A 26,956-nucleotide genomic window follows, 5' to 3' on the forward strand; every position below is an offset into this window, starting at 1 on the left:
GAAGCGTCAGAGGTCGCGGGGTTTGAGCCGGAACGGGGCGTCCATGCCGTGCTTGGCGCGCCAGGCGGGGCCGGGACCGCGCATGTAGTGCAGTTCCGGGCGGTAGGGATTGAAGGCCGTGGCGAAGAACCGAGCCCAAAACTCCTTCAGCTCGGTGAAGAAGCCTGCGTGGCCGGCTTCTGCCGGGGCGGCGATGCTGGTGGTTTCGATCATAGCCATGTTGGCCTCGCTGTTCTCCCCCGCCGGCTTCTGTCGGCGGGGTGGCGCTTTTTTCCGCGCCACGACGAGCTTTCGCCTGCTTTATTAAAAAATGGTTTCAATTGTCCGGATCGGTGGCTGGATGGTGTCCGTTCCGTATTCATCCGTGGTGAACGGAGGGAAAACGTTGCCCTTTGGGACCGGGGTCGCTACATCGGCGGCAAGCAAATTTCCTCAAATCGAAGGTTTTACGGGACCGATGGCGCGCCAGTTCGTCTACTTCATGCAAGGCCTGACCAAGAGCTACCCGACCCGCAAGGTGCTCGATAACGTCCATTTGAGCTTCTACCCGGACGCCAAGATCGGCGTGCTCGGCGTCAACGGCTCGGGCAAGTCGACGCTGCTCAAGATCATGGCAGGGCTCGACAAGGAGTATACCGGCGAGGCCTGGGTCGCCGAGGGTGCCCGCGTCGGCTATCTCGAGCAGGAGCCGCAGCTCGACCCCGCGCTCAGCGTGCGCGAGAACGTCATGCGGGGCGTCGCCAAGCAGAAGGCGATCCTCGATCGCTATAACGAACTGGCGATGAATTATTCCGACGAGACCGCCGACGAGATGACCAAGCTGCAGGACGAGATCGAGGCCCAGGGTCTCTGGGATCTCGACAGCAAGGTCGACCAGGCGATGGATGCGCTGCGCTGCCCGCCCGATGATGCCGACGTCACCAAGCTTTCGGGCGGTGAGCGCCGTCGCGTCGCGCTGTGCCGCCTGCTGCTCGATCAGCCGGAACTGCTGCTGCTGGACGAACCGACCAACCACCTCGACGCGGAGTCGGTGTCCTGGCTCGAAGGCCATCTGCGCAACTATCCCGGTGCGATCCTGATCGTCACCCACGACCGCTACTTCCTCGACAACGTCACCGGCTGGATCCTCGAGCTCGATCGCGGCCGCGGCATTCCCTATGAGGGCAACTACTCGTCCTGGCTGGTGCAGAAGCAGAAGCGGCTCGAGCAGGAGGGACGCGAGGACGCCGCGCACCAGAAGACGCTTGCCCGCGAGCAGGAATGGGTCGCGTCCTCGCCGAAGGCACGCCAGGCCAAGTCCAAGGCGCGCTACCAGCGCTACGAGGAGCTGCTCAAGAAGGCGAGCGAGAAGCAGACCCAGACTGCGCAGATCATCATTCCCGTCGCCGAGCGGTTAGGCGCCAATGTCGTCGACTTCGAAGGCCTCAGCAAAGGCTATGGCGATCGCCTGCTGATCGACGATCTCACCTTCAAGCTGCCGCCCGGCGGCATCGTCGGTGTGATCGGCGCCAACGGCGCCGGCAAGACCACGCTGTTCCGGATGATCACCAAGCAGGAACAGCCGGACAACGGCACGATCACGGTCGGCGAGACCGTACATCTCGGCTATGTCGACCAGTCGCGCGATGCGCTCGACGGCAAGAAGACCGTGTGGGAGGAAATCTCCGGCGGCAACGAGCTGATCCTGCTCGGCAAGAAGGAAGTGAACTCGCGCGGCTACTGCTCGGCGTTCAACTTCAAGGGTGCCGACCAGCAGAAGAAGGTCGGCGCGCTCTCAGGCGGTGAGCGCAACCGGGTGCATCTCGCCAAGATGCTGAAGTCCGGTTCGAACGTTCTGCTGCTCGACGAGCCGACCAACGATCTCGACGTCGACACGCTACGCGCGCTCGAAGAGGCGCTGGAGGATTTTGCCGGCTGCGCCGTCATCATCAGCCATGATCGCTGGTTCCTCGACCGCATCGCGACGCACATCCTGGCCTTCGAAGGCGACAGCCATGTCGAATGGTTCGAGGGCAACTTCCAGGACTACGAGAAGGACAAGATGCGCCGGCTCGGCCAGGACAGCATCATTCCGCATCGCGTGAAGTACAAGAAGCTGACGCGGTGATCTCGGCATGATGCGGCGGGCACTCATCGCTGCGGTGATCGCTGTCACCTGTGGCTGGTCGCCTGCCCGCGCCGCCGACGCCGCCTTCACCCAGTTCGTCGCCTCGCTCTGGCCAGAGGCGCACGCGGCCGGCGTGTCGCGCGCGACGTTCGACGAACAGACGCGCGGGCTCGAGCCCGACTACAAACTGCCCGACCTGATCCTGCCGGGCCGGCCCGCGACCGGAGCTGCGGCGCAGGCCGAGTTCGTGCAGGTGCCGGCTGATTACATCAAGGAAGCCTCGATCGCACGGCTTGCGGGCGAAGGGCAGCGTCTCCTGCAAAAATATCGCGCGGCGCTCACCGAGATCGAGAAGAGTTCTGGCGTGCCCGCCACCATCATGCTCGCGATCTGGGGCCGCGAGACCGACTATGGCCGTTACACGCTGCCCTACGATCTCGTGCGCGTGCTCGCCACGCAGGCCTATGTCGGCCGCCGCAAGGATACCTATCGCAACGAGTTCATCCTTTCGCTGAAGATCCTCGGCGAAGGGGCGGTGACGCGCAAGGAGATGCGCTCGTCCTGGGCCGGCGCCACCGGGCTCACGCAGTTTTTGCCGTCGGAGTACTACAAGCACGGCGTCGACTTCGACGGCGACGGCCGCGTCGACATCTGGCACTCTGTGCCGGACGCGCTGGCGTCGGCGGCGCAACAGCTCGTCAACAAGGGTTGGCAGAGTGGCGTGCGCTGGGCCTATGAGGTGCAGGCGCCTGCGAAGATTGATTGCACCCTCGGTGTGCCCGAGGTGACCAAGCCGATCAGCCAGTGGCTGCGCGACGGCTTTGTGCCGGTGCGCGGACAAAAACTGAGCGCGACGGAGCAGGCGCAGCCGGCTTCGCTGCTGCAGCCGGAAGGCATTTACGGTCCGTCATTCCTGACCACGAAGAACTACTTCGTGATCAAGGAATACAATTTCTCGGATCTCTACGTGCTGTTCGTCGGCCATCTCAGCGACCGCATGACGAGCCCGCAGGCATTCGCCACGCCGTGGTCGGCCTCGAAGCAGTTGCGCACCAAGGACGTGGAAGCGATGCAGCGCGGGCTGACGCAAATCGGGCTCTACAAGGACAAGATCGACGGCAAGGCCGGCATGCTGACGCGCTCAGCGCTCGGCGCCTATCAGAAGTCGGCCGGCCTCAAGGTCGATTGCTGGCCGAGCGAAGAGGTGCTGCGCTCGATCCAAACGGCGCGCTAGCGCCGGCAAAACAGAAGTGGCGCGCGAGGTCGGGGCAAAGAAAAAGGCCCGGCCGATGGTCTCGGCCGGGCCTTGATCGCGGCGCCGCGAGGCGCCGATCGGATCAACTCAGTAGCAGACGCGGACCGGGCGAACGACCCAGCCATAGCCGTCCCAATAGCGCTGGCGCTGCCAGTAGCAGGGCGGGGGCGGGGCGGGCTCGGCCACATAGACCGGACCGCCGTAAGCGGGACGGCTGGCTGCGATAGCGCCACCGACGATCGCACCGCCGATCAGGCCGGCAGCGATGCCGGCGCCAACGCCGTGTTCAGCCTTGGCGGGCGGCGTGGCGGTGACCAGCGAACCGGCGACCGTCGCAACCGTCAGGGCGGCAACAAAAGTCTTCTTCATAGTCTTGGCTCTCCTGGGAGAAGGCGCACCTCGGGGGGAAACGCCTGGGTTTGGAAGTCTCACGCAAACTCTGTTGGAATTGGCCGTGCGGCTAGGAAGCGCGCAAATGGTCAATCCGCGGTAAACGCACACGGAGCTGTGACCGGAAAAAGCGGTCTTTTTCAGGCCTTTCCCTTACGGGGACCTGTCAAAACCTTAGCCGTTCCGGCGCAATTTCGGTGGATGGCGCGATCAGCCGCAAACCCGGACGCGGCGGACGCGCCAGGCATAGCCGTCCCAGAAGCGCTGTCTCTGCCAAACGCAGCCGCCATAATAGTCGTCGGCGACATAGCCCGGACCCGGCGCGTAGTAGCGGGGCGCGTAACCGGGGCCATAATAGCCGTATCCGGGGCCAGGGCCGTAGTAATACGGGGAAGCCAGCGCGCCCCCGACGATGGCGCCGCCGATGATGCCGGCGGCCACGCCCGCGGCGACGCCGCGCTGCGCATGGGCCTGTTCGGGCGCCACGGCCGACACCGCCAGGGTGGCGACGGCGGCGAGTGCCAGGAGCGATTTCTTCATGGCTTTGACCTTTCAACACGGACTGGACGCGGACGGAGTTCCACCGCCTTAGTTCCATACTTCGCTTGAAGGATCAATGAACGGAAGGGTGGCCGCAGGCGACGAATGGGCGTCATGGACGCCAGCGGATGAGGAGCAGCGCGATGATGAACGTTCTGATCGCCATCGGGATCACCGGGATGATCGGCTATGCCCTGATGGCCCATCTGCAGAACCGCAGTCGGCGGCGGGCGCGCGCGGATAGCGGCTATGACGGCAGCAACTATTCGAGCTCGGACTACGGAAGTACGAGCAGCGGATTCTCGCTCGGAAGCTGGTTTTCCAGCGACCGTTCGGCCCTCGACAGTTCCGGCAACCCGGCTGATAGCGGCAGTTGCTCCGTCAGCAGCGATAATGGCAGCGGCAGCGATAGTGGCGGCGGCGATTGCGGAGGTGGCGGGGACGGCGGCGGCGGAGGCGGCGATTGAGCCGCCTGGCAGCGAAAATTGATCCAGCGCAAGATGGGATTTTAGACCCGTTCTAGGCTCTATCTGGGATCAGTTTGGAATTGCTTCAAACAGCGCTTTTTCCTTTTGCATCCGGCTGAGCCCTTAAATATCGATGATGGCGCATCACCGAAGGGCCTGCCGCTTTCCATGATTGTTTGTTCCTGCAACGTCATCAGCGACCACGATGTCCGAGCCGCCGTCGCTGACTCCGACGACGCTCTGCGTCACGCCAAGCAGGTTTATGGCTGCCTCGGCTGCAGCGCCGAATGCGGCCGCTGCGCCCGCACCATCAAGAACATCATCGAAGAAGCCCTCGGTCCCTGCGCCAAATCCTGCTGCTCAGGCTGCCCGCATAACGAGGTCGCGGCCAACGACGAAGAAACCGCGCCGGCCGAGTTCGCCCTCGCGGCCTGCTAAGATTCCCATCAAATCGGCTCTTTTTCCCCGGCTGCGCGCATGCGTCCGGTTGCCCTCGTCCTCAAACTATCTTAGAAGCGTTCTAAATTCGGTTTAGGGCCGAATTGGCCGCAAGAGCTGGCAAAGAGCTGGAGTGAATCATGCAGGGCGACGCAAAGGTCATCGAATATCTCAACAAGGCGCTGCGTCACGAGCTAACGGCAATCAATCAATACTGGCTGCACTACCGCTTCCTCGACAATTGGGGCCTTCGCGACATGGCCAAGGTCTGGCGCAAGGAGTCCATTGAGGAGATGGAGCACGCCGACAAGCTCACCGAGCGCATCCTGTTCTTCGATGGTTTCCCGAACATGCAGGTGCTCGACCCCCTGCGCATCGGCCAGAACGTCAAGGAGATCATCGATTGCGATCTGGCTGCCGAGATGAGCGCGCGCGCGCTCTACCAGGAGGCCGCCACCTATTGTCACAGCGTGAAGGACTACGTCACGCGCGACCTGTTCGAGAAGCTGATGAGCGACGAGGAGCACCACATCGACTTCCTCGAAACCCAGCTCGACCTCATCGCCCGCATCGGCCTCGAACTGTACACGCAGAAGCATGTCGGTGGTCTCGAGGGCGAGGGGCACTAAGCTCGCGCTTCAAGCCGCCACACACTCCAATGTCGTCCTGGCGAAAGCCAGGACCCATTACCCCAGGGAGAAGTTGTGGCGCGAACTAGCGACTATGAGCGCAAGCGCTCGCGCTGGGGTCATGGATCTGCGCTTCGCTGCGCTTGTCCAGGACGACGGTGTGATTGAAGGCTGCGCCTCAGAGCTGCGTCTTGTAGCGCTCCTCCACGATCTCCTGGGCATCGGGTTCGCCAAGACCGGTTTGATCGTGGATCACCTCGGTGATGCTCGGCATCACCGAGCGCTTCACCTGCACGTCCGGCGTCCACAGCTTCGAGCGCATCAGCGCCTTGCCGCAATGGAAATAGACCTCGCTGACCGCGATGCTCAGCACTGCGCGCGGCGGCTTGCCGAACTCGACCATCGAGGCGAGCAGATCCGGGTCGACCGAGACCTTGCCGGTGCCGCCGACGCGCAGCGTCTCGTCGATCCCCGGCACGAAGAACAACAGATGCACGAAGCCTGAGCCTTCGACGATGTTCTTGAAGCTGTCGATGCGGTTGTTGCCGGAACGATCCGGCATCAGGAGCTGGTTGGGGCCCGCGACGTGCACGAAGCCGACGCCGCCGCCGCGCGGCGAGGCGTCGACACTGCCGTCGGAGCCCGACGTCGCGAGCACGCAGAATGGCGACATCTCGATGAATTTTCGCGCATGCACGTCGATTTCGGGCCGAGCCTTCGCGATCACGCGCGGGGACGGCTTCGGATAGATGGTGGCGAGGTCTTCAGCGCAAAGGTCGGTCACCGGCGTGTCTCCGCAAAGAGTTCGACGCCAGATTACTCGATCGAAACGCCATCGGCCAACCCAATCCGGCATAGAACCTTGCTAGACCGCGTCCGCCGGCAAGAAGCAATTGGCGCCGCGTGATCAGCGCTTCGGTTTGTCGTGCAAGGCGAGGAGCGACTTGGGCGCGACGTTGCGCCACGCCATCGTCAGCGCACTCCGCAGCGTGACTTGATCGGCCTCCGCGACCAGCACATTCGTGCTGCCGTTCTTGCCCCATGCACCCGGCACTGGTCGAAAGACGCCGGGTTCAGCATCGATCAGCATCGTCTGCTGCTGAGGCGTCAGCTTCACCATGCCCCATTTGTCGTCGGGATAGCCCAGTGTCGCGAACACGCGCTTGCCGACGCGAAAGTCGGCCTTGCCGTGGTGCGAACCCTCGACGGCATTGGGCAGCGCGAGCGCAATTCGGCGGAAGCGACCGAGGGTCATTGCGCCCGCGCCGTATCACATCGTCCGCTGCGGCGCGCTCTGCAGCAATTGCCGGAGCTGCTCGACGTAGAATTTCGCGTTGCCCGTGGTGCCGTGGCCGCGCGTCTCGGTGCTGGCGGGGATGAGATACAGCTTGCCGTTCTTGACCCGCTTCATCGCAGCGTCGGTGATGCCCGTCTCGGGCGGGTTACGCTCGTCGTCGGCAGAATTGATCAGCAGCAGTGAGGCCTCGATCTGCTCGAGTTTGTCGCCGGCGTTGTAGTCTTCCGAGGAACTCCACTGGTAGAGGAAGTCGTTGGTGTCAGCCGTGATCGGAGCCGCCAGCCGGTCGTCGACGATCTTGTTCGCCTTGGACGCGGTCGGCGCCTGCTGCTGATAGGCCAGCGTGCCGCCGATGCTGGCGATACCGTAGGCGACGATGGCATATTTCATCATGCGCGGCTGTGCAGTGTAGTTGCCGCCGTTGTAGTCGGGGTCGTTGCGGATGGTGTCGAGCATGATCCGCCGCATCATCCAGTTGCGCGACGCCATTTCGGTCGGCTGCGAGGCCATCGGCACCAGCGCGTCCATCTCCTGCGGATACTTCTCGCCCCACAGCCAGGTTTGCATGCCGCCCATCGAGTTGCCGATCACGAGCCGCAGATGCTTGACGCCGAGGCCCTCCTTCACGAGGCGATGCTGTGCCTCGACCATGTCGTCGTAATTGTATTTCGGGAAGCTCGTCTTCATGCCGTCGGACGGTTTTGACGATTTGCCGTGGCCGATCGCGTCGGGAATGATGATGTAATATTTGGACGCGTCGAGCGGCTGGCCGGGGCCGAACAGCTCGCCGGCGAAAGCGGGCGACAGCATGCTCGCGCCCGAGCCGCCGGTGCCGTGCAGCACCAGCACGGGCTGGCCGGTCGGCTCTCCAACGGTGGTGTAGTGCAGCTTCAGCTCCGGCATGGTCTCGCCGGTGTGGAACTTGAAGTCTTTGGCGATCCAGTCGCCCTGCTTGGGCGCCGGATAGTCGGCGGCCAGCGCCGGCATCGAGATCGTCAGCAGGATCGCCGACAGCACCGCGCGTGAAGCTTTCATGTTGCTCTCCCCGATGCGGCCTCCTTCATCGGGCCGCTTTGGAATAGATCTTACCAGTCATCTATCTCGGATCGAGGCCGGAAGTGCCGCTGGCCTCAGAAACATTCTTGCAATGGTGCATCGCGCAATCGGAATATTGACCGGTCTGACAGGCGGCCGGATGCCATGTAGGATTTCGGCCTCGCGGATCGTCTTCCAGAGAGCCGTCGTCGCGATCGGCCACAGGAGCGCAGCATGTGTCGCAATATCAAGACCCTGCACAATTTCGAGCCGCCGGCGACGGACGCCGAGATCCACGCCTCGGCTTTGCAGTTCGTGCGAAAACTCTCCGGCTTCAACAAGCCGTCGCAGGCCAACGAGGCGGTGTTCGAGCGTGCGGTCGCCGAGGTCTCGGACGCGGCACGGCGCCTCTTGACCTCGCTGCATACGCATTCGCCGGCGCGTGATCGTGCGGTGGAGGCGGAGAAGGCGAAGGAGCGCTCGCGCTTGCGCTTCGGTTAGGGTTGCGTGACCTGGCTCACGGATTGCGGTACGCGATTGGGAGAGCATGGCACCTGGGTTTTGGAAGCCCGGAGCACAATCATGAACCGCCCCCTGATTTCCCTGAAAGCCGGCGCCATCATCTTTACGGTGCTGTGGACCGCCTGGATGATGTGGTGGAGCGGCACCTATAGCAGCGCCAATCTGGCGATCCTGACGGTCTGCGGCGCCATCGTCGGCTATGTCTGGTACCGCGCCATGCGCTGGCAGTTCGAGCGCATGGGCATGCTGCCGCGCAGCGACGACGCCTCGGCGAAATAGCTTCGGCTATTTTTGTTTCTTCTTTTTCTTCTTCTTCCTGTGACCGTCGCCATCGCTCTCATCGCTCATGTCGTCGACGATTGCGCCGCCGTCCTCTAGCACAGCTGCTTCCAGGGCCTGCTGTTCGAGAGCCTCCAGCTCGCGCTGGCGCCGCCGCTCGTCCCAGGCGTCGAAAATCTGCTCCAGCCAAGGGATGACCTGCTCGATCGAGGGCAGTTGACCCGGCGGGCCCGGTTCGCCACGCGGACCTTGTGGGCCAGCCGGCCCCTGCGGTCCTGCCTTGCCTTGCGGCCCTGGTTCGCCCTGCTTGCCTTGCGCGCCCGGCTTGCCGGCCGCCCCGGGCTTGCCCGCCGGACCAGGCTTGCCGCGTGTGCCGTCCGCTCCGCGCCGTCCGGGGTGTCCCTGCGGGCCCGGCCGTCCCGGCTCGCCCTGTCGTCCACGCGGACCCGGAGGTCCCTGTCGTCCTTGCCGGCCCTGATCGTCTGCCACGCCGCCACTCCCGCTGAAGAACGCTTTTTCTTAGCGGCGTTTGGCGACAGCAGCAATTGCGCGAGGGCGCGCGGCCCCGTGCGATCAACATCAAAGACGACGACGGGTCGTCATGCTCTAGTCATGATACGCCGGCACGTCGATGCCGTCGGCGACGTAGAGCCTGATCTTGTTGCGCAGCGTGCGCACCGACAGGCCGAGCACGCGCGCGGCGCGCGTCCGGTTGCCATCGCAGCGGGCAAGCGTCTGCACGACGAGTTCGCGCTCGACCTCGTCGATGGTCGAACCGATCAGCAGCGGAACGATCTGGTTGGGAGCAAGGGACTGCGCGACGGAGTAAGGCGCAGCGGCATGGACAGTGGTCATCGACAACCTCCCGATCAACGCCCGCTCCCAACGTTGGAAGCGGATCGAGAACAAAACGACCCCCAAGCCGTAGATCTACGGTGGGCGAAGACGGTTAATGAGTGGTTAACGGATGATGATACTCTCGAAGTGACCTCGGGATAGCCGCAAAGCGGCCGCGTTTGGCACTGAGTGCATATCGATCTGATGCCTATCAAACCGTCCGGTAGCCGCCGTCCACCATCACGATCGAGCCGGTGACGTAAGCCGACATGTCGGAGGCGAGGAAGATCGCTGGTCCCACGATGTCGTCGGCCTTGCCGGTGCGGCCGAGCGGGGTGTGATCGATGAAGGCCTGCACCAGCGCAGGATTGGTCGCGCGCACCTTGGCGTTGATATTGGTCTCGATGAAGCCGGGGCCAATCGCGTTGACGCGAACGCCTTCCTTGCCGAGTTCCGCGGCGAGCGCCTTGGTGAAGCCGAGCACGCCATGCTTGGAGGTGGTGTAGGCGGCCGAGCTCGGCGTGCGCAGATGTACGAAGGACTGGATCGATCCGATATTGACGATGCGGCCCTTGGCTGCGCGCAGCGGATCGAGGAACGCCTGCGTCATGTTGAACACGCCGTTGAGATTGAGCGCAATGATGTCCTGCCAGTCCTTGGCAACCGTGTCCTTCTCGGCAGTGAACGCATTGCGTCGCGTGATCCCGGCATTGTTGACGAGGATCGAGACCTGCCCGATCTTGTCGGCTACTTGCCTGGCCGCCGCAAAGCAGGCGTCGCGGTTGGTGACGTCGAGTACAAAACTCTCCGCCTTGCCGCCGGCGGCGCGGATCGCATTCGCGGTTTCCGCCGCGGCGCCGCCATCGATGTCGTACAGTACCACCTGCGCCCCCTCGCGCGCATAGCCCGTGGCGATCGCTCGGCCGATGCCGGAGCCTGCACCGGTGATGACAGCAATATGGTTGGCGAGTAGGGGCATGGCGTTTCCTCAGGGCACTGTTTGATGTTGCCGACAAGCTAATTCAAAACCGAACCAACCGAAACGCCAAGCCGTGTTTGCGCGTTGCTGTCATCCCCGTATGGATGACGCGCATGGATCCGCACATCGCACAATGGAAACTCGAGATCGAGCGCTGCTTGTCGGCGCCCGAGCCCGATTATGGCAAAATGGCACAGATTGTCGCCGACATCTCAGGTACGAGCCATGACGAGCCGCTGCGGCAGGCCGCGCTGCAGGTGCTGCCGAGCCTGCGCCACGCGGCGGCAAAGTCGGCCGGCCGCGGCACGCGGGAGATCGCCCGCCAGCGGCTGGGCATTGTCCAGGATGCCCTGCACGTGCTCTCCGCGCCGCGCTTCGGCAAGCGCAGCCATCATCAGCCGATCCGGCAGCATTGATGCATCACGGAGAGCATGATCCGGAAAAGTGTGCAGCGGTTTTCCGAAAGGATCATGCGCAAACAGAGAGCTAAAGTGCGATGCTATCGCGCTTTAGCTGACCATCGCGTGGATGGCGCGGCAGTGCCGGACGATGTTGTCATGCCCGGCCACGAACCGCTTTAGCGGCGTGTCGATATCATAGTAGTAGATGTTGGCGATGAAGCCGTAGATTCCGGCGTCAATGCTGGTCGGCGCCTCGCCATGCACGAAGCCGTCGTCGGCGGGGATCAGCGCGGCAATCGCCGAGAGATCGGCGAGGCCGCGTGCCATCGCGGCATCCGGATCGAAGCGGCCGATCCCCTGATAATAGTAGCGCTGCTCGTTGAAGGCCTTTGCCTTGACGAGGCCTTCCTCGGTGACGGTCGGGTGCTCCCGCAGCAGCGCGTCGCGGAAGGCGTGCCAGTAGCGCTCATCCTTCCAGCGCGAATACGACATCACCCAGTAGAGATCGTCCAGCATGCGCGTGGTCAGCAGGTTTTGCGTGCGCTGTAGCGGCGTCAGCGCGGCATCGATCGTGAGCGCATACCTTTGCGTGACGAATTGCAGAATCGTTTCGCTGTCGCCGACGACATCGTCGCCGTCGACGATGTAGGGCAACTGGCTGCGCGGCGCCTTCGAGGCATCGAAGATGTGCTCGTGGTGGAACGGCACGCCCGCGAGCTTCAGGAAGGCGAATACCTTGAGCCCGTAACCATTGTTGTCGGCAACGCCAAACAGCGTGGGATAGGAATAGAGCGTGAGCATGCGCGGCGCTCCGAAGATTGGGAAGAAACGGCAGGAAAGGTCGAATTTAGTCCCGGATTCATGTCGAAATGTCGCGAAAGGCTAACCCGAAATTAAGATGTCTGAAACGCCGAACTTGGCATAGTCGCATCTGTTGCTAAATGTGTATGGCATGATCGAACGCATCGAGTCCTGGAAGCTGGCTCTGGAACGGCTGCGGACGGCCCATTCCGTCGATTGGGACGAGGCCGGCCGGCTGGCCGCCGAGATCGCGCGCATGAGCCCGGAGGCGACGCTCCGTCAGGCCGCCGAGCAGGCGATCCCGATCTTGCGCCAGGCCGCAAGCAACGGCAACGATCACGACATCGTCGTCGCCGCACAGCGCCGTCTCGGCGTGATCCTCGATGTCGTCCACGGCCTGACCGCGCCGCGCTTCGGCCGCCGTGGCGCGCTGCCGAAGAAGCTGAGCAAGGAGGAAAGCGCGCGCAAAACGCTCGGCCTGCCGCTCGCCGTGCAGCTCACCTGCGACGACATCAACCAGGCCTACCGCCGCCTCGCCAAGACCATGCACCCGGACCTCGGCGGCAGCGAGCAGGCCTTCCTCGACCTCGCCGCCGCACGCGATATCCTGATCCATCCTGGCGCGCACAAGGACGCCTGAACTCAGCTCTTGTTCACGCAGCTCGGATAGGGCGCCTTCTCGCCCGCTACGATCGGGCAGAGATCGATCGGGCGTAGTTCGCGCAGGCGCGCGGTCCACTTTTCGTCGTCGACCTTCGGTTTGTCGCTCGCAGCACCACGTTCTGCCCACTGGATGGTGTAGTAGTCGGCCACGCCTTTCACGGTGACGAGGAGTGCGGTCTCGCTGTGCTTGGCCGGGCCGCTATCGACGTTGCCGCAGCCGATCACCGCGATGAAGGCATCAAAACTGCCGAGCTTGATGGTGCCGAGCCCCTTCGCGCCGAAGCTGTCGGGGCAGGCTGCCTTGAAGCCGCCGGCGATGTTGCCGGCGAATTTTTCCGGCGTGAGGCCGGGATTGCTTGATACGCCCTTCTCGCCGGTCACCGTGATCATCTGCGTCCAGGCCTGCGCGCTCTCGCCCCTCAGCACGGCTTCGCGGATGTAGTGGCCGCCCTTGGTATTCTCGAAGGCTGCGACGAAATTCGACGGCATCGAGAAGGTGACGAGCTGGCCGAAGATCGGCGAGATCACGCGGAAAGATTGCGGCGCTTGTGCCTGCGCCGGCGGGACAAGCGCGCCGAGCGCCAATGTGATGGCCGCCAGCCTGGATGTCATGATGCGCATCTCGTCGTCTCGTGATTTGAGTGTGGGCCGGACATGGAAGCGGGCAAGGACGACGGTGCGCCCTTGCCCGCATCTCGATCCGCCGATCGAAATCTTACCAGGTGCAGTGGCCGTTCTTCAGCGCGTGGTCCTTTAGGGCCAGCGCGTCGAGGAAGGTCGCGACCGTCGGACTTGCGCGGTGGGAGCCGGCGGGCCACGGCGTGGTCGGAATGCTCTCGTCCCAGATCTGGCACAGTCCGCTGTCCTGCCAGCGGATCAGGTGATAGCCGGCCTGGGCCGGGCTGGTCGCGACGAAGGCCGCAGCGGCAAGACCGACAGCAGCACACAGCTTGGAAAAACGACGCATGGATCAGCTCCTCAAATGAAAGTCGTGATGCGCCTCCCGGCAATGCTCGGGGAGGGGTGGTGCGGGGGTGCGGGGGAACAAGCGCCCCGGACACCAGGTGAGTAGGGCGGCGAGTGGAACAGGTTCAACAAAAAGCAGGGGCGGATGACGTTTTCCGCCATCCGCCCCCTCGAATTCAGGCCTCCGATCGGGCTCCTGTCAGAGCGTGCAGCGGCGCTCGGCGCGCATCTTGAGCTGCGCGCCATTGGCGGCGTCGAAGGTCGGCAACGGCTTGCTGACGACCTTGTAGGTCGACGGCCACTGCACCGGCTTGTAGTGCAGGTCCTCGTTCCAGATCTGGCAGATGCCGGTGTTGTCCCAGCGGATCACGTAGTAGCCGACCTTCGCGAAGGCCGGGACGGGGAGGGCCGAAGCAGCGATGCCGGCAGCGGCACAGAGGGTGAGGACGCGACGCATTCAATGTCTCCTGGCAGGCGTTTTGACGCCGAACTGGTGCTGCAAATGCGTAGGCCTTGCAAGCCGCAGCCGGGACCGTTCACGCAGATGTCAGGCGGGCGATCATCGAAAAACATCGCTCACTTCGCCAGCGACGCCACCGCCTCGATCTCGATCAGCATTTTTGGATCGGGCAGTGCCTGCACCACGCAGGTGGTGCGCGCCGGATAGGGCGGCGGGCCGAACACGCCGGCATAGAGCGCATTCATCGCCGGCACGTCGCTCGCGCGCGTCAAGAGCACGTTGACCTTGACGAGGTTGCGGAACGTGGCGCCGGCCTGGTCCAGGATGCGCTTGATGTTGACGACGACATTGCCGAACTGCGCGTCGAAGCCGTCAGGCAGGGCGCCGTTGGCGTCGAAGCCGGGAATGCCCGACACGAACACGAGATCGCCGACGCGGGTGGCGAAGGAGAGCGGCGGCGCCTTGACGTTCGGCGGCGGAGCAAAATGCTGGATGGGCATGGGTCACCTCGTCGGGGGACTGCGGGGTGCACAGCCTAGCCGCACGTCACGGACTTGCAACGGGTGGCACGGGACCGGCGCAGGCCCCGTTCCAACAAAAGGTCGAAACAACCCCATGCAAAGTAGAACGGCCGTGCCGGGATTTTGCTCGGCGACGCCGCGTAGCCGGTTGAGACGTCGAGGCAAATCGGCCGAACGGCGCAATTTTGGCGCTTGTGAGGGGCGCGCACTTCGCAAGCGGGGCGACGGGAATCTGGCTGGAACATTTTGCCGCCGCGATCCCTCGGATAAATTCGGCGCGACTGATTCGGACAATGCCTCAAGCCCCGGAGACTGCCCTCATGAAGATCTCATCCGCCTTTCGCGCCGCGCTCATTGCCCTTGCCGCCTTTGCCGGCCTCTCCACCGCGGCGCGGGCCGACAGCGGCTTCGTGACGCTCACGATCTACAAGGCAGGCTGGATCATCGGCGGCTCCGGCGGGTCGGGCGTGCTCAACTTCCGCGGCCGCGCCTATGGGCTGTCGACCGGCGGGCTCGACTACGGCCTGGTGTTCGGCGGCTCGAAGACGGTGCTGCGCGGTCGCGTCTCCAACATCAACCGTCCCTCCGATGTCGCCGGCGTCTACGGCGCCGCCGGTGCCGGCCTCGCGGTCGGCCGCGGCGCGCGTGCCATCGTCCTCACCAACCAGAAGGGCGCAGTGCTGGAGCTGACGGGCCAGCAGATCGGTCTGATGGCGAACGCGGATCTGAGCGGGCTTGCGATCACGATGCGCTGACAGCGCGTTGCAGCCGTAGTCGCGTAGGGTGGGCAAAGGCGCGAAGCGCCGTGCCCACCATCTTTCCACGATGCCAATAGAAGTGGTGGGCACGCTGCGCTTTGCCCACCCTACGGATGCCGCCACGCTCTACTGCCGCATGCGCTGATACGTGCTGGCGGCAAGACCCCGCACATGGGGATCGTGATCCTGCTCCGACATCGTCTTGACCTTTGCGGCGAGCGACGGCTCGTCGATGGTCGCGGCCGCCTTCATCGCGCGGATGCGCACGCCGGCGTCGGCATCGCCGAGCAGTTGTCCGGCGACCTTTGCCGCCTGTTGCGTCGGCAGCTTCGCGGCGGCCGCGGCCGCCGCCACCCGCACCACGTCGTGCCGGCTTTGCGCGGCCTGCGCCACGATCTCGTGCGAGGCGTCGGCCGAGATGATGCCGGCAAGATACGCCGCCTTGGGCGCGATCCGCGGCTCATCCTCGGCCACCAGCGTCTTCAGATGCGGCAGCACCGCAGGCCCCAGCGCGAGCGCCAGTTCGGGATAGTCGAGCTCGTCCTTGTCGAGTTCCTTGCGGACTTCGTCGAGCGTGGGCATTGACGCCTCCTATACGGTGAGCGGGCTTTCGAGCATCGTGTTGATCTCGGACTGGATCAGGTCCGGCGGTGGATTGGTGATGTTCCAGGTGCCGCCGCCCATCATCAGCCGGTTGGGATCGTCGACATGGGGAAGGCCGAGCACGTGCCCGCACTCATGCGCCATGGTCCAGGGCGAGGCGACGGAGGTGACGACCGCGCTCGGACGCCCCGCGGGGTGTGCCGCGCAGCCGTTCAGCGGCGGCACGGTGGAGCGGACGAAGTAGACGCAGATGTCGTTTCCACCCGCACTGTTGCGATGGCCGAACAGATCGTTCTGCTCCGCCGTGGTCGAGCCCACCACGCAGGTGCCGACGTCGAGGTCGTTCAGCGTAGGCAGATTGAGCGTTTCCTCGCTCGCAATCACGACGTCGATGCCGACGCTGGCATAGACGTCCCGCATCGACTGCATCATCGTCGCGCGCGCCACGGTGGTCGGTTCGCTCAGCACCTTCACATGCACGCGCAACTGTTCGGACTGGTGCCACCATGTCGAGTAGATGCGGCCGTCGGTGCCTGTGACGAAGAGATCGAGATGATCGGGGAAGCGCGCGATCGGTGTGATCGGCGATTTCAGCGCGGCGCGGCCGCCCGAGACGTTGAACCAGTTGGCCCAACCGCCGCTCGCATCCCACCAGGTGGAGTAGATGCGGCCGTCGGTGCCCGTCACGAACAGGTCGAGATGGTTGGGGTTGCGGGCGACCGCCGTGATCTCCGAGCCGAGTGCTGCCGCGCCTCCGGAGACGTTGAACCAGTTGGCCCAGCCGCCGCTCGCGTCCCACCACGTTGAATAGATGCGGCCGTCGGTGCCTGTCACGAACAGGTCGAGATGGTTGGGATTGCGCGCGACCGCCGTGATCGGCGATTTCAGCGCGGCCATGCCGCCGGAGACGTTGAACCAGTTGGCCCAGCCGCCGCTCGCGTCCCACCATGTCGAATAGATGCGGCCGTCGGTGCCGGTGACGAAGAGATCGAGATGGTTGGGATTGCGCGCGATCGCCTCGATCGGCGAGCCCAGCGCCGCCATGCCGCCTGACACGTTGAACCAGTTGGCCCAGCCGCTTGAGGCGTCCCACCATGTTGAATAGATGCGGCCGTCGGTTCCGGTGACGAAGAGATCGAGATGGTCGGGATTGCGCGCCACCGCCGTGATCTTCGAGCCGAGCGCGGCCATGCCGCCAGAGACGTTGAACCAGTTGGCCCATCCGCTCGATGCGTCCCACCATGTGGAGTAGATACGGCCGTCGGTGCCGGTGACGAAGAGATCGAGGTGATTGGGATTGCGCGCCACCGCCGTGATCGGCGAGCCCAGCGCCGCCATGCCGCCGGAGACGTTGAACCAGCTGGCCCAGCCGCTCGCCGCATCCCACCATGTGGAGTAGATGCGGCCGTCGGTTCCGGTGACGAAGAGATCGAGATGATTGGGGTTGCGCGCGATCGCCGTGATCGGCGATCTCAGCGCGGCCGCGCCGCCGGAAACGTTGAACCATGAATGCCAGCTCATGATGGGCTTCCTTTCATTGAAGAAGAAATCTTCGGTAGGAAACCTATCGCAGTGCAATCTAAGGAAGAGTAAGCCAGTTCACACTGGCGAAGATTTTTGCGCGGGTGTGCGGTGGTGTCGCAGTGCGCGCGCTGCGTGAAGTTCGCACTTGTTGCGTCATCAACCACCGCTGTCATTCCCCGCGAAGGCGGGGAATCCAGTACGCCGCGGCCTATCGAATCAATCACTGGCGTCTCGGCGTACTGGATCGCCCGATCAAGTCGGGCGATGACAGCAAGTGTGTGGTGCGCGCCCCAAGCACGGCGCCGCTGTGCACGATTGTCATGGAACGAGAGCGCTCGGCATCGGCCCCGTAGGCAGCGGGACAAAGGTGCCGGGTCGGCTTCGCACCATCGTGAGAAGTGCAAGCACAATCGCAGCTACTGCCAGAGATTTTGCCATGAAGTCCAATCAGTATATGCATGCAGAGGAAATCACGACCGTGAACATGTCGACATCAAATTCGTGCTCCAGGCTCAGGTCGAAGCGTTCCAGCCATTTGGCTTGGGCCAGGTAGGCCATCTTCTCACGCGCTCTGGGACATTCAAATTTGAGGCCGGCGACATTTTGCAGGTGATGGACCATTTCGTGGACGAGAACGGATTGATCCGCCGGCGAGGTCCCGGTCCAATCTTCAGAGAGCAGGATGGTCTTCGACTTGTTGTCGTACAGCGCCACGACCTGGCGCTGACTGAGCCCGTTGAGCAGATTGTTTCCCGCCGGGTTTTGCGAAGGGACTCCATCTGTAGCCCGCATCATTGCAAGTCGCATGTTTGACGCGAGTTCGATGGCCGGGTGCTCCTTGATGGCGGGCAGATCGAAGTTTTGGGAAAGCCAGGCGACGATTTCGTCCAGCAAATCCGCTGCGCGCCGCCTTGCATCGGATTCTTGCGCAAGTGAGATGGGGCGAGCAGAGAAGCTCGCTTCCAGATCCCGGCAGTGCGCCTCATAACCGGTCGGCAAAATGGAAGCTGCGACGGCTGCAATGGCAAGAAATTGTTTGAACATGAAATCCTCCTGAGAGGCTGTTCGAAACTGAAGATGCTTTGGAGCAAATGTCGGCCACTGAAGATTACCCCAATCGTAGTACTTGGGTTTGCGATGTGCGTGTGAACCCGTTCACATCCTGTTGCGCGATCTTTTCGTCGGGCAACGCAACGGGTGGTAGCACATACGCAGCGCTGCCTCGGTGGGGTAGCCGATCACAAGCGCGCTCGCTCACGCGCGACGACGCAAGGCGTAACCCACCACCTCCAGCGAACATCTTGGAGGCCAACGGGTTACGCCGCGCGGACTGCGCTTCGCGCAGCCGCGAGGCTAACCCAACGTAGCGATCCACGCCGCGAGTTCACGCCATGGCTGCAGCGTCCAATGGCCGGAGGCGGCGCCGGACGGGGAGGCGAGCACGAAGACGTCCGGAAACTCCCCGTCACCCGGCTGCCGCCCCAACGCGATTGCGCTCGACGGCCTGCCGTAGAACAGGCTCGCCGCCGTCTTGCTCGTGAACGCAATCGTCCTCGGCCGATATTTTTCGATCTTGGCCCTGAAGCCCGCAACATCGAACGACTGCCGGGCGATCTCACGATCCATCCCGGCGCCGGATTTTGAGAGATCGGTGAAGCCGATGCCGAGTTCGAGCAGCGACGCGAATTCGCCCGGCTGATAGCGCCGCGGCGTGATGCCGGCCTCAAACAGCGCGCGCCAGAAGCGGTTGCCGGGATGGGCGTAGTAGTGCCCGACAGCAGCCGACCGCGTGCTGGCCGCGGTGCCTACGAAGACGAGGCGGAGGTTTTCGCGGAGCTGGTCGGGGAGGCGGTGAGGGGTGGACATCCTGAGCGATGGCTACCATCTCCGCAGCGTTCATCCTATATCTCGGCGATGACCCGCGAAGAATTGTCCGCCGCCTATGCGGCGCCTGGCCGTCACTATCACAACCTCGCACATATCGAGGACTGCCTGGCCGCGCTCGCGCAGGTGGAGGGTCTCTCGGCCGTGGAACGCGACATCCTGACGGAAGCCATCTGGTGGCACGATGTCGTCTACGACCCGACCCGGTCGGACAATGAAGAGCTGAGCGCGCAATTGGCCGAGCAGCACGTCCGCGCCGACCTCCGGGCGGAGGTCGCCCGCCTGATCCGCCTCACCCGCACGCACGAGGTTTTGGCGGATGATCGCCTCGGTGCGATCCTGATCTCGATCGACCTCAGCATCCTCGGCGCGGAGGCCGCACGATACGACGCCTATGCCGCGGCGATCCGGCAGGAATTCATCCATGTCGGTGATGCCGACTATCGCGCCGGCCGCGCGGGCGTGCTTCGCAGGTTTGCCGCACGGTCTGTCATCTATCCGGATGCCGCCTTCGCCGCGAGGTATGACCGGCGTGCCCGTGACAACCTAGCGCGCGAGTTGGCTGCGCTGAGCTAAGCTGTCGCCGCCCCCCGCTTGCTGAGTGGGTTGGCGATCACGATGCGGTGGGGCGAGGTGCGTAGCAACCATTAAATGGCGGCTGTGCTTTACGCCGTTTGGATCGTCGGCGTCTGTCATGATGACGCCGTGCTCGCGTCCGTCAAGGCGTGGCCTGGCGGCAGATCGCGTGAAGTTGGGGCAAACGACGGCCATCCTTGACGGACGCTGCGCGCGACGTCGTGAGGGGCCGTAGGTCGGGACGAAGAAACGCGTCCCGGTCGAACTAAGAAACAGAGAATGATCCCGCCGGCGGTTCGCCGCACCATGGCGTGCCGCGAGCTACCACCGTGTTGGCGAAGATGAGCATCTTCCTGGCGCAGGCAACGAGCGCGCGCTTGTGTTCCTTTCCGGCTGCGGTCAGCCTCCGGTAGAGCTGGATGAGCTGCGGATTCCATCGAAACGATGCAGCCAGTGAAGCGGTATAAAGGGCGCGACGCAGCCGCTTTCGTCCGCCCTCGATATGCCGAACACCGACCTGGTCGCCGCTGTCGTCGTCATAGGGCGCAAGGCCGGCGAGAGCGACAGCTTGCTCCCGCGTGATCCGGCCGATCTCAGGCAGACGCACCAGGATGGCAACGGCGGTCGGCAGCCCGATGCCGGCGACGCTGTTGATCAGCGCGAGCCTCCTGGCAAGGTCGGGATGCTTGCAGATCGAGGCGACCAGAGCCTTGAGTGCGGCCTTCTCACGTTGCTCCAGGCGAGCGATATCCTCGTGCCAGAGCTGGTTAATCCTCACATTGCGGCAGCTCTCGATCCTGTTCTTGAGGCGCGCGATATCCTCGCCGATCTGATCGATCATGGTCAGTTGCTCGGCGAACGGCAGCAACCGAGGATCGGGAGCGGCATGGATCTTCCGCACCGCTGCGGTGCAGGCTGCGATAAGAGCGGCATCGATCTTATCGTTCTTGGCCCGCTGCAAGTGGAATTTGGCATAAGCCCGGACCTGGGCCGGCTGGAACACCACAACCACAAACCGCTTGCGCCGCAGTTCGGCGACGACCGGCTGTTCGTAACCGCCGCTCGCCTCGATGCCAATGCGTTTGACGCGATGCTGTCGCAGCCACGCCGACAAAGCCTCGTGACCTTCCGACGTGTTCTCCACCTGCAGCGGCTCGCGGCGGCCTTCGATCGCCACATCAAGCTTCCGTTTGCCGGTATCGATACCGGCACAGATCGTGATATGCTTGACCATCTTCGTCGATCCCTCCCTTGTTATGCGAACCTAAAGTTCGTTCAACCATTCGGGTCCCGATGAAGTGCCGGTCGCGATCTCGCTACGTCAGACAGCCCTCAAGGCTTCGATGGGTACCGATCCGATCGAACGGCGACCCAGCTCGGGCGGCCACCCGGGCTGGGCCATTCCTCACGGAACGGCTCAATATAAGCGATCGGGCTAATACAAGGGTGGGTTAGCCGATCCCATATGCGGTCGTTCCGCAAGCAATGGCGAGAGGCGTAACCCACCATGCCACAAGCGAGGATGAAGTTGCGGAAGCCAAGCGGTGGGTTACGCCGAGCGGACTGAGCTTCCGCCTTCGCTCTTCGAGCTTCGGCGGACAAGTCGCGCAGCCGCGGGGCTAACCCACCCTGCGAGCTGCTAGCGCGTCGGCTCCTTGATCCCTTCTTCGGTCGTGACCGCCTGCGCAGTTCTGGTCGCGCGGACCATCAGAAACGTTCCCGAGTAGCCCGGCAGCCGCCAGCGACCGTCGATCTCCGTCGCGTCGGCGTTCACCGTGCCCTCATAGACGACGGTGTCATAGCCGTAGCCGGGCGGCTCGTAACGCTTGACGAAGGAGACCCGGCTTCCGGACCGATGGCCCGCGATCGATGAGTTGTGAGTGCTCAGCGGGCAATCCCGCATCATGCAAGGCTCGGTCACGCTGCCTCCAAGCGCACCGCAGGCCTCGATAAGCGTCGCCGTGAACGTGACCATTCCCGCGCCCGGTTGAACGAAGGTGCCGTCCCAGACGCCGGTCAGATTGTCGGTCATTGCAATCCGGGTGAGTGCAGCAAGGCGTAGCCCGCATGAGCGTAGCGATATGCGGGCCGGATGCAACCCGGATGTCGATTCCGCCTTCGCCCTTCGAGCTACGGCGGACAAGTCGCTTATCCGGGCTACGCTTGCTACCAATTGCGTAGGGTGGGTTAGCCGATCACAAGCGCGATCGCTCCACAAGCGACGGCGCGAGGCCCAACCCACCACGACACGGCACGCTGTTCAAGAGAAGTGGTGGGTTACGCTGCGCTAACCCACCCCACGAGCTGTGATTTGCCCCATGGGCAACGCAAGGTCTGGCAGTCCATGGAGCGATACGGCAGTATTCCAGGATGTGTAGCGTGCGCCAACCGTGTAGGATCGGCCCGGTCGTTAGGGCAGGGAAATGATAAAGACCATTGAAAAGTTCATCGAGGCAGTACGCCAAGGTTCAGCGGGATGGCATTGCCAAGAACCGAAATGGTTCAGGGGGGAGCCGTTATGCGATACGCCCCTAATTCCGTCGCTTTACCGAAGTGCAAGCCGAGATCGTGAGAACGAGTTGCTTCAAATGTTTCGCGCCAGAGGAGCTGGCTACTCTGAATTTGCGCCACATCGTGATCACACGGACCAATGGCTTTTCCTCGCGCAGCATGTTGGGCTGCCTACTCGATTGCTTGATTGGTCCGAAGGCGCGTTGATTGCGCTGCACTTTGCCCTAAAGAAGCACACCTCTGCTGTGGTGTGGATGCTCAACCCGCTCGAGTTGAATGCTCTCTCGGCCGGTCAGCCGAAGCGGCCGGATGATTTGCCCAGGCAATTTCCTCTGCCTTGGTACGGAGATCAAAATCCTGCATTCAGGAATCTTCGCGCTGCATGGGAAGAGTCTGATGAGCTTGGGGTCGATCTTCCGATCGCTGTCTATCCGACCTATGTTCATCCCAGATTGCCAGGACAGCGAGCATGTTTCACCGTGCATGGCAAACGTAAGGAGGGCCTTGGCGCACTGGTTTCTGACGACAGAATTTTACAGTGCTTAGAACTTGATCCCGCTTACCATGATACGATGCGTCGAGAACTGAAACTTTTGGGCGTTACGGATTCAGTCTTATTCCCGGACTTGGACGGATTGGCCGAAGAGCTGAAACAGCGATTCTCGTGAGGCACTCGTGAGCCTGCAGGCTAGATCATCGAAGAACCATTGACGCGGCTGCCAACGACTAGAAGTCGTCCCGAGGGCACGAAGACGTCGGGAACCCCTTCGTCCAGCCTGCTGCCACCTCAGCGAGATCAAGCCGGACGGCCCGCCGTAGAACAGGCTCGCCGCCTTCTTGCTTGTAAAGGCAATCGTCTTCGGGCGATACCTTTCGATCTTGGCCCGGAAGCCCGCGACATCGAAGGATTGTCTGGCGATCTCGTGATCCATCCCGGTGCCGGGTTTGGAGAGGTCGGTGAAGCCGATCCCGAGCGCGAGCAGCGCTGTGAACTCGCCCGGTTGATAGCGCCGCAACGTGATGCCGGCCTCGTGCAGCGCGCGCCAGAAGCGGTTGCCGGGATGGGCGTAGTAGTGACCAAGCGCGGCCGAGTGCGTGCTGGCGGCGGTGCCGACGAAGAGAAGGCAGAGGTTTTCGCGGAGCTGGTCGGGGAAGCCGTTGAACGTGGTTTCGGGCAAATCACGCGTCCGCAGGCTTGTCAGTTCCGCAAAGTGGGTTGGCCAAACAGGCTGTGCTTCACGGACAATGAAACCCAAATCTCAGTCGGTGATGGCGGATGTTCTCTTCCGACGGGCGCTCGCTCTGTGGTTGCGATACTTCCCTTGTTCGCAGGAAATCGTATGTGGTATCTGAAAGCCTACTGCTGATTTCGACTCGGCTTCCATCCAGCGTCAGGGCAATCAGACCTTCATCGAAAAGCGCATGAACATCAGCCCGAAGCAAGAGTCCATTTCGTAGGTTATTATCGTCTTGCCCTTTTTCGACCTTGATATGGGCCGCTTCAAGCGCTTCGGCTGTGGTGCAGCCAGTAAACGCACATTTGCCTTGATAGGCTCGTCGAATCCTTACGCTAAACTTTGCCTGATCGGGGCGCAATGCCACGTTCCCGAGCCGCTTCAAGCGAGCAACTTCATTATGTCCATCGGCTTCGAAATCATGAGCGTCGAAGAGAGGCATTAGCCTGCCGACCTCATCACGTTCGATCCGCCTGATGCCGCGATGCGAGTATCCCTTTAGTTTTTCGTACAGGCTTGCCTCATAGACATCAGTTGAGTGTCTAAATTCATCGAGTTCTCGCGTCCCAAAAAGGGAAGACGTTTTACGTAGATCGGCAAGTTGGATGTGATAGTCGTTTGTGCGTTGCTTATCTAAGTTCCGTACTGAGCCGTACCACGTAATTCCTTGTCCGCCATCCTCTTCAAGCAGCCACACGAAGACTCGATCCCCCACAGAGATGTCACCTCCTTGCATCTTTGCGATCGGCCGTGCTTGAAGCGAGAGCAGTTTGCCACTTTGCTCGATGGAGTCAGTCTTGATAACAAAACCTCGTTGATCTTCGCTTTCCTCGTAGTCTTCTTCCAGCCAGACTGGGGGCGGGTCTGGGACAACGAACGTTGCGTCTCCCTCGTCTTGCCATTCGATGCGGCGCACGACCTTCCTTTCCGCCGTCTCAAATAGGATGCGGGTGACGCCCGGCCAGATCGATTTTGGGTCGTTGTTGCTCAGCCGATAAGTAAGCGTTGCAGTGTTTCCTTTAATCCGAATTATAGTTCTGACAGCAAAGGTTGAACCATTCGGCTTCCTTGTATCGTGCTCAATCTCCTTGTCCCCTACTTCCGCATCGAACAGGCTCGTGGGGATAAGGTCGACATAGTTCTTAGATTCTTTGTTCTTCCAATGAATTGCTAGAGTTGTCATTTGCAACGTCGCTTCTTGAAATGAGTTGAGAAAAAGGGGCCGAATTTTCGTTCGGCCCCTTGCATGCTCAAAGCGCTAGCGAAATGTGTCGCGAATTCTCACAGCACCCGATTACTCTCCTTCACCTTCTCCGCATCCAGATAGACGCTGCTTCCCATCTCCTTGAACTTCGCGCTCATCTGCTTCATGCCGTCCTCGACCGTCCCGCTCATCGACATGCCGACGCTGTTCGGATCATTCAGCGTTGCGGCGTAGTCGCGGACGTCCTGGGTGATCTTCATCGAGCAGAATTTTGGGCCGCACATCGAGCAGAAATGCGCGACCTTGTGGGCTTCCTTCGGCAGGGTCTCGTCGTGGAAGTTTTTCGCGGTGTCGGGGTCGAGGCCGAGGTTGAACTGGTCGGTCCAGCGGAAGTCGAAACGGGCGCGGGAGAGCGCGTCGTCGCGGAGCTGGGCGGCCGGGTGGCCCTTGGCGAGGTCGCTGGCGTGGGCGGCGATCTTGTAGGTGATGACGCCGACCTTGACGTCGTTGCGGTCGGGTAGCCCAAGATGCTCCTTCGGCGTGACGTAGCAGAGCATGGCGCAGCCGAACCAGCCGATCATGGCCGCACCGATCCCTGAGGTGATGTGGTCATAGCCCGGCGCGATGTCGGTCGTCAGCGGTCCGAGCGTGTAGAACGGCGCCTCGCCGCACTCCTTCAACTGCTTGTCCATGTTGATCTTGATCTTGTGCATCGGCACGTGGCCGGGGCCCTCGATCATGACCTGGCAGCCCTTGTCCCACGCGATCTTGGTGAGCTCGCCGAGCGTCTCCAGCTCCGCGAACTGCGCGCGGTCGTTGGCATCGGCAATCGAGCCCGGACGCAGGCCGTCGCCGAGCGAGAACGAGACGTCATACTTGCGCATGAGATCGCAGATCTCGTCGAAATGCGTGTAGAGGAAACTCTCCTTGTGATGCGCCAGGCACCACTTTGCCATGATCGAGCCGCCGCGCGAGACGATGCCGGTGACGCGGTTGGCGGTGAGGTGGATGTAGGGCAGGCGCACGCCGGCGTGGATCGTAAAGTAGTCGACGCCCTGTTCGCATTGCTCGATCAGCGTGTCCTTGTAGAGCTCCCACGTGAGCTTCACGGGATCGCCGTTGCACTTCTCCAGCGCCTGGTAGATCGGCACGGTGCCGATCGGCACCGGCGAGTTGCGCAGAATCCATTCGCGGGTGGTGTGGATGTTGCGGCCCGTCGAGAGGTCCATCACGGTGTCGGCGCCCCAGCGGATCGCCCACACCATCTTCTCGACCTCTTCCTCGACGGAGGACGTCACGGCGGAGTTGCCGATATTGGCGTTGATCTTGGTCAGGAAGTTGCGGCCGATGATCATCGGCTCGAGTTCGCTGTGGTTGATATTGGAGGGGATGATGGCGCGGCCGCGCGCGATCTCGGAGCGCACGAACTCCGGCGTGATGAAGGCGGGGACCGAGGCGCCGAAGCTTTCGCCGTCGGCAAGGGCTGCTTCCGCGCGCTCGAGCTGTTCTTTCCGGCCGAGATTCTCGCGCGCCGCGACGTAGATCATCTCCTTGGTGATGATGCCGGCACGCGCGAATTCGAGCTGCGTGATTTTGTGGCCGTCCAACCCGCGCAGCGGATTGTGGTAGGCGGAGAAGGCGCGCGCGGCGTTGTCAGCGGAGACACTGCCATTGTCCTCCGGCTTGATCTGGCGGCCCTCATATTCCTCGACGCCGCCACGCTCCAGCACCCAGGCCTTGCGGTTGCGGGCGAGGCCGGCGTTGACGTCGATGGTGACGGAGGGATCAGTGTAGGGGCCCGAGGTGTCGTAGACCGGCAGGTTCGGTTCGCCCGCACCTTCCGAGAGGATGATCTCGCGCAGCGGCACGCGCAGATCGGGCGCGGCGTCGGGGGAGGCGAAGATTTTTCGCGAGGAGGCGAGGGGGCCGGTCGTGACGGCGGGAACGGTCTTTTCGGGGTTGGAGCGAATGTTCATGGGGTCCTCCGTTTAATTCGTATGCGTGCTGTTGCTCTCGTCATCCTGAGGTGCGCGCCGTGCGGTGTAACCGCAGGGCGCGCCTCGAAGGATGAACG

The 26,956-nt window shown here is 62.8% G+C and carries 34 protein-coding genes and 1 pseudogene; 12 read left to right on the forward strand and 23 right to left on the reverse strand.

All coding sequences use genetic code 11. The features are described from left to right. Positions 1 to 6 precede the first annotated feature (6 nt). Positions 7 to 219 (reverse strand): hypothetical protein, encoded by a 213-nt coding sequence (locus KUF59_RS10855; RefSeq protein ID WP_212462078.1) that lies wholly within the window; start codon positions 217 to 219, stop codon positions 7 to 9. Positions 220 to 457: 238 nt separating this feature from the next. Here KUF59_RS10855 and ettA point away from each other — a divergent pair, with 238 nt between their 5' ends. Next, positions 458 to 2,107, forward strand: coding sequence for an energy-dependent translational throttle protein EttA (ettA, locus tag KUF59_RS10860; protein WP_212462079.1), 1,650 nt, complete (start codon positions 458 to 460; stop codon positions 2,105 to 2,107). Between the two features lie 7 nt (positions 2,108 to 2,114). Further along, positions 2,115 to 3,341 (forward strand): lytic murein transglycosylase, encoded by a 1,227-nt coding sequence (locus tag KUF59_RS10865; RefSeq protein WP_212462080.1) that lies wholly within the window; start codon positions 2,115 to 2,117, stop codon positions 3,339 to 3,341. Between the two features lie 108 nt (positions 3,342 to 3,449). On the opposite strand, the gene KUF59_RS10870 is transcribed toward KUF59_RS10865, so the two are convergent. Together KUF59_RS10870 and KUF59_RS10875 are read right to left on the reverse strand one after the other, a co-directional pair. Further along, positions 3,450 to 3,731 (reverse strand): hypothetical protein, encoded by a 282-nt coding sequence (locus KUF59_RS10870; protein ID WP_212402735.1) that lies wholly within the window; start codon positions 3,729 to 3,731, stop codon positions 3,450 to 3,452. Between the two features lie 231 nt (positions 3,732 to 3,962). After that, complete coding sequence (locus tag KUF59_RS10875) at positions 3,963 to 4,292, reverse strand: hypothetical protein (protein ID WP_212462081.1); 330 nt, start codon at positions 4,290 to 4,292, stop codon at positions 3,963 to 3,965. A 143-nt stretch (positions 4,293 to 4,435) separates the two neighbouring features. Between KUF59_RS10875 and KUF59_RS10880 the strand changes: the two genes are divergently transcribed. From KUF59_RS10880 to bfr, 3 genes are all read left to right on the forward strand, one after another. After that, positions 4,436 to 4,759, forward strand: coding sequence for a hypothetical protein (locus KUF59_RS10880; protein ID WP_249140853.1), 324 nt, complete (start codon positions 4,436 to 4,438; stop codon positions 4,757 to 4,759). Positions 4,760 to 4,927: 168 nt separating this feature from the next. Beyond that, positions 4,928 to 5,197, forward strand: coding sequence for a (2Fe-2S)-binding protein (locus KUF59_RS10885; RefSeq protein ID WP_212462111.1), 270 nt, complete (start codon positions 4,928 to 4,930; stop codon positions 5,195 to 5,197). A 140-nt stretch (positions 5,198 to 5,337) separates the two neighbouring features. Beyond that, the gene (gene bfr, locus KUF59_RS10890; protein ID WP_212462083.1) at positions 5,338 to 5,826 is read left to right on the forward strand and encodes a bacterioferritin; all 489 of its coding nucleotides are present in this window, start codon (positions 5,338 to 5,340) and stop codon (positions 5,824 to 5,826) included. 178 nt (positions 5,827 to 6,004) lie between these two features. On the opposite strand, the gene KUF59_RS10895 is transcribed toward bfr, so the two are convergent. The 3 genes from KUF59_RS10895 to KUF59_RS10905 all read right to left on the reverse strand — a co-directional run bounded on the left by KUF59_RS10895 (position 6,005) and on the right by KUF59_RS10905 (position 8,158). Next, positions 6,005 to 6,610 (reverse strand): pyridoxamine 5'-phosphate oxidase family protein, encoded by a 606-nt coding sequence (locus KUF59_RS10895; protein WP_212462084.1) that lies wholly within the window; start codon positions 6,608 to 6,610, stop codon positions 6,005 to 6,007. 123 nt (positions 6,611 to 6,733) lie between these two features. Then, positions 6,734 to 7,081: an MmcQ/YjbR family DNA-binding protein gene (locus KUF59_RS10900; RefSeq protein WP_212462085.1), complete on the reverse strand. Its 348-nt coding sequence runs from the start codon at positions 7,079 to 7,081 to the stop codon at positions 6,734 to 6,736. Between the two features lie 15 nt (positions 7,082 to 7,096). Beyond that, positions 7,097 to 8,158 (reverse strand): alpha/beta fold hydrolase, encoded by a 1,062-nt coding sequence (locus KUF59_RS10905; protein ID WP_212462086.1) that lies wholly within the window; start codon positions 8,156 to 8,158, stop codon positions 7,097 to 7,099. A gap of 234 nt (positions 8,159 to 8,392) precedes the next feature. Between KUF59_RS10905 and KUF59_RS10910 the strand changes: the two genes are divergently transcribed. Together KUF59_RS10910 and KUF59_RS10915 are read left to right on the forward strand one after the other, a co-directional pair. Further along, positions 8,393 to 8,659: a DUF2277 domain-containing protein gene (locus tag KUF59_RS10910; protein ID WP_212462087.1), complete on the forward strand. Its 267-nt coding sequence runs from the start codon at positions 8,393 to 8,395 to the stop codon at positions 8,657 to 8,659. Between the two features lie 81 nt (positions 8,660 to 8,740). Continuing rightward, on the forward strand, positions 8,741 to 8,959 hold the full coding sequence (locus tag KUF59_RS10915; protein ID WP_212462088.1) for a hypothetical protein: 219 nt from the start codon (positions 8,741 to 8,743) through the stop codon (positions 8,957 to 8,959). A 6-nt stretch (positions 8,960 to 8,965) separates the two neighbouring features. On the opposite strand, the gene KUF59_RS10920 is transcribed toward KUF59_RS10915, so the two are convergent. The 3 genes from KUF59_RS10920 to KUF59_RS10930 all read right to left on the reverse strand — a co-directional run bounded on the left by KUF59_RS10920 (position 8,966) and on the right by KUF59_RS10930 (position 10,775). Next, entirely contained in the window at positions 8,966 to 9,448 is a 483-nt protein-coding gene (locus tag KUF59_RS10920; RefSeq protein WP_212462089.1) for a collagen-like protein, read from the reverse strand. Positions 9,449 to 9,565: 117 nt separating this feature from the next. After that, on the reverse strand, positions 9,566 to 9,814 hold the full coding sequence (locus tag KUF59_RS10925; RefSeq protein WP_212462090.1) for a helix-turn-helix domain-containing protein: 249 nt from the start codon (positions 9,812 to 9,814) through the stop codon (positions 9,566 to 9,568). A 193-nt stretch (positions 9,815 to 10,007) separates the two neighbouring features. Next, on the reverse strand, positions 10,008 to 10,775 hold the full coding sequence (locus tag KUF59_RS10930; RefSeq protein ID WP_212462091.1) for an SDR family NAD(P)-dependent oxidoreductase: 768 nt from the start codon (positions 10,773 to 10,775) through the stop codon (positions 10,008 to 10,010). Between the two features lie 113 nt (positions 10,776 to 10,888). Between KUF59_RS10930 and KUF59_RS10935 the strand changes: the two genes are divergently transcribed. Further along, positions 10,889 to 11,191, forward strand: coding sequence for a hypothetical protein (locus KUF59_RS10935; protein ID WP_258769432.1), 303 nt, complete (start codon positions 10,889 to 10,891; stop codon positions 11,189 to 11,191). 93 nt (positions 11,192 to 11,284) lie between these two features. On the opposite strand, the gene KUF59_RS10940 is transcribed toward KUF59_RS10935, so the two are convergent. Next, on the reverse strand, positions 11,285 to 11,977 hold the full coding sequence (locus tag KUF59_RS10940; protein ID WP_258769433.1) for a glutathione S-transferase C-terminal domain-containing protein: 693 nt from the start codon (positions 11,975 to 11,977) through the stop codon (positions 11,285 to 11,287). Positions 11,978 to 12,128: 151 nt separating this feature from the next. Here KUF59_RS10940 and KUF59_RS10945 point away from each other — a divergent pair, with 151 nt between their 5' ends. Next, positions 12,129 to 12,617: a J domain-containing protein gene (locus tag KUF59_RS10945; RefSeq protein WP_212462094.1), complete on the forward strand. Its 489-nt coding sequence runs from the start codon at positions 12,129 to 12,131 to the stop codon at positions 12,615 to 12,617. Positions 12,618 to 12,619: 2 nt separating this feature from the next. On the opposite strand, the gene KUF59_RS10950 is transcribed toward KUF59_RS10945, so the two are convergent. From KUF59_RS10950 to KUF59_RS10965, 4 genes are all read right to left on the reverse strand, one after another. Beyond that, positions 12,620 to 13,252, reverse strand: a complete 633-nt coding sequence (locus KUF59_RS10950; RefSeq protein ID WP_258769435.1) for a hypothetical protein — start codon at positions 13,250 to 13,252, stop codon at positions 12,620 to 12,622. Positions 13,253 to 13,355: 103 nt separating this feature from the next. Next, entirely contained in the window at positions 13,356 to 13,607 is a 252-nt protein-coding gene (locus tag KUF59_RS10955; RefSeq protein WP_212462096.1) for a hypothetical protein, read from the reverse strand. A 198-nt stretch (positions 13,608 to 13,805) separates the two neighbouring features. Then, a complete protein-coding gene (locus tag KUF59_RS10960) occupies positions 13,806 to 14,063 on the reverse strand; it encodes a hypothetical protein (RefSeq protein WP_212462097.1) in 258 nt (85 codons plus the stop codon). A 119-nt stretch (positions 14,064 to 14,182) separates the two neighbouring features. Then, positions 14,183 to 14,566 carry a RidA family protein gene (locus tag KUF59_RS10965; protein ID WP_212462098.1) on the reverse strand — a complete coding sequence of 128 codons (384 nt, stop codon included), beginning with the start codon at positions 14,564 to 14,566 and terminating at the stop codon, positions 14,183 to 14,185. 341 nt (positions 14,567 to 14,907) lie between these two features. Here KUF59_RS10965 and KUF59_RS10970 point away from each other — a divergent pair, with 341 nt between their 5' ends. Beyond that, positions 14,908 to 15,342, forward strand: coding sequence for a hypothetical protein (locus tag KUF59_RS10970; RefSeq protein ID WP_258769436.1), 435 nt, complete (start codon positions 14,908 to 14,910; stop codon positions 15,340 to 15,342). 129 nt (positions 15,343 to 15,471) lie between these two features. Here the strand turns inward: KUF59_RS10970 and KUF59_RS10975 are convergent, their stop codons facing one another. The 4 genes from KUF59_RS10975 to KUF59_RS10990 all read right to left on the reverse strand — a co-directional run bounded on the left by KUF59_RS10975 (position 15,472) and on the right by KUF59_RS10990 (position 19,338). Next, entirely contained in the window at positions 15,472 to 15,927 is a 456-nt protein-coding gene (locus tag KUF59_RS10975) for a HEAT repeat domain-containing protein (protein WP_212462100.1), read from the reverse strand. A gap of 9 nt (positions 15,928 to 15,936) precedes the next feature. After that, entirely contained in the window at positions 15,937 to 17,469 is a 1,533-nt protein-coding gene (locus tag KUF59_RS10980; protein ID WP_212462101.1) for a PLL family lectin, read from the reverse strand. Between the two features lie 450 nt (positions 17,470 to 17,919). Further along, on the reverse strand, positions 17,920 to 18,516 hold the full coding sequence (locus KUF59_RS10985) for a DUF6647 family protein (protein WP_212462102.1): 597 nt from the start codon (positions 18,514 to 18,516) through the stop codon (positions 17,920 to 17,922). Between the two features lie 309 nt (positions 18,517 to 18,825). Further along, on the reverse strand, positions 18,826 to 19,338 hold the full coding sequence (locus tag KUF59_RS10990) for a mismatch-specific DNA-glycosylase (protein ID WP_212462103.1): 513 nt from the start codon (positions 19,336 to 19,338) through the stop codon (positions 18,826 to 18,828). 48 nt (positions 19,339 to 19,386) lie between these two features. On the opposite strand from KUF59_RS10990, the gene KUF59_RS10995 reads away from it, so the two are divergent. Continuing rightward, complete coding sequence (locus KUF59_RS10995; protein WP_212462104.1) at positions 19,387 to 19,932, forward strand: HD domain-containing protein; 546 nt, start codon at positions 19,387 to 19,389, stop codon at positions 19,930 to 19,932. Between the two features lie 265 nt (positions 19,933 to 20,197). Here KUF59_RS10995 and KUF59_RS11000 read toward each other — a convergent pair whose 3' ends face one another. Together KUF59_RS11000 and KUF59_RS11005 are read right to left on the reverse strand one after the other, a co-directional pair. After that, a complete protein-coding gene (locus KUF59_RS11000) occupies positions 20,198 to 21,166 on the reverse strand; it encodes an IS110 family RNA-guided transposase (protein ID WP_212457421.1) in 969 nt (322 codons plus the stop codon). Positions 21,167 to 21,571: 405 nt separating this feature from the next. Continuing rightward, the gene (locus KUF59_RS11005) at positions 21,572 to 21,964 is read right to left on the reverse strand and encodes a hypothetical protein (RefSeq protein WP_212457420.1); all 393 of its coding nucleotides are present in this window, start codon (positions 21,962 to 21,964) and stop codon (positions 21,572 to 21,574) included. 391 nt (positions 21,965 to 22,355) lie between these two features. Here KUF59_RS11005 and KUF59_RS11010 point away from each other — a divergent pair, with 391 nt between their 5' ends. Beyond that, complete coding sequence (locus KUF59_RS11010) at positions 22,356 to 23,111, forward strand: FRG domain-containing protein (RefSeq protein ID WP_212457419.1); 756 nt, start codon at positions 22,356 to 22,358, stop codon at positions 23,109 to 23,111. A gap of 20 nt (positions 23,112 to 23,131) precedes the next feature. On the opposite strand, the pseudogene KUF59_RS11015 reads toward KUF59_RS11010, so the two are convergent. The 3 genes and pseudogenes from KUF59_RS11015 to thiC form a co-directional block, all read right to left on the reverse strand. Next, positions 23,132 to 23,621 (reverse strand): annotated as a pseudogene (locus KUF59_RS11015) (mismatch-specific DNA-glycosylase). 58 nt (positions 23,622 to 23,679) lie between these two features. Further along, on the reverse strand, positions 23,680 to 24,861 hold the full coding sequence (locus KUF59_RS11020; RefSeq protein WP_212457417.1) for an HNH endonuclease: 1,182 nt from the start codon (positions 24,859 to 24,861) through the stop codon (positions 23,680 to 23,682). Between the two features lie 98 nt (positions 24,862 to 24,959). Continuing rightward, positions 24,960 to 26,858 (reverse strand): phosphomethylpyrimidine synthase ThiC, encoded by a 1,899-nt coding sequence (gene thiC, locus KUF59_RS11025; RefSeq protein ID WP_212457416.1) that lies wholly within the window; start codon positions 26,856 to 26,858, stop codon positions 24,960 to 24,962. Positions 26,859 to 26,956: the final 98 nt, after the last annotated feature.

The organism is Bradyrhizobium arachidis (assembly GCF_024758505.1).
Classification (GTDB): domain Bacteria; phylum Pseudomonadota; class Alphaproteobacteria; order Rhizobiales; family Xanthobacteraceae; genus Bradyrhizobium; species Bradyrhizobium manausense_C.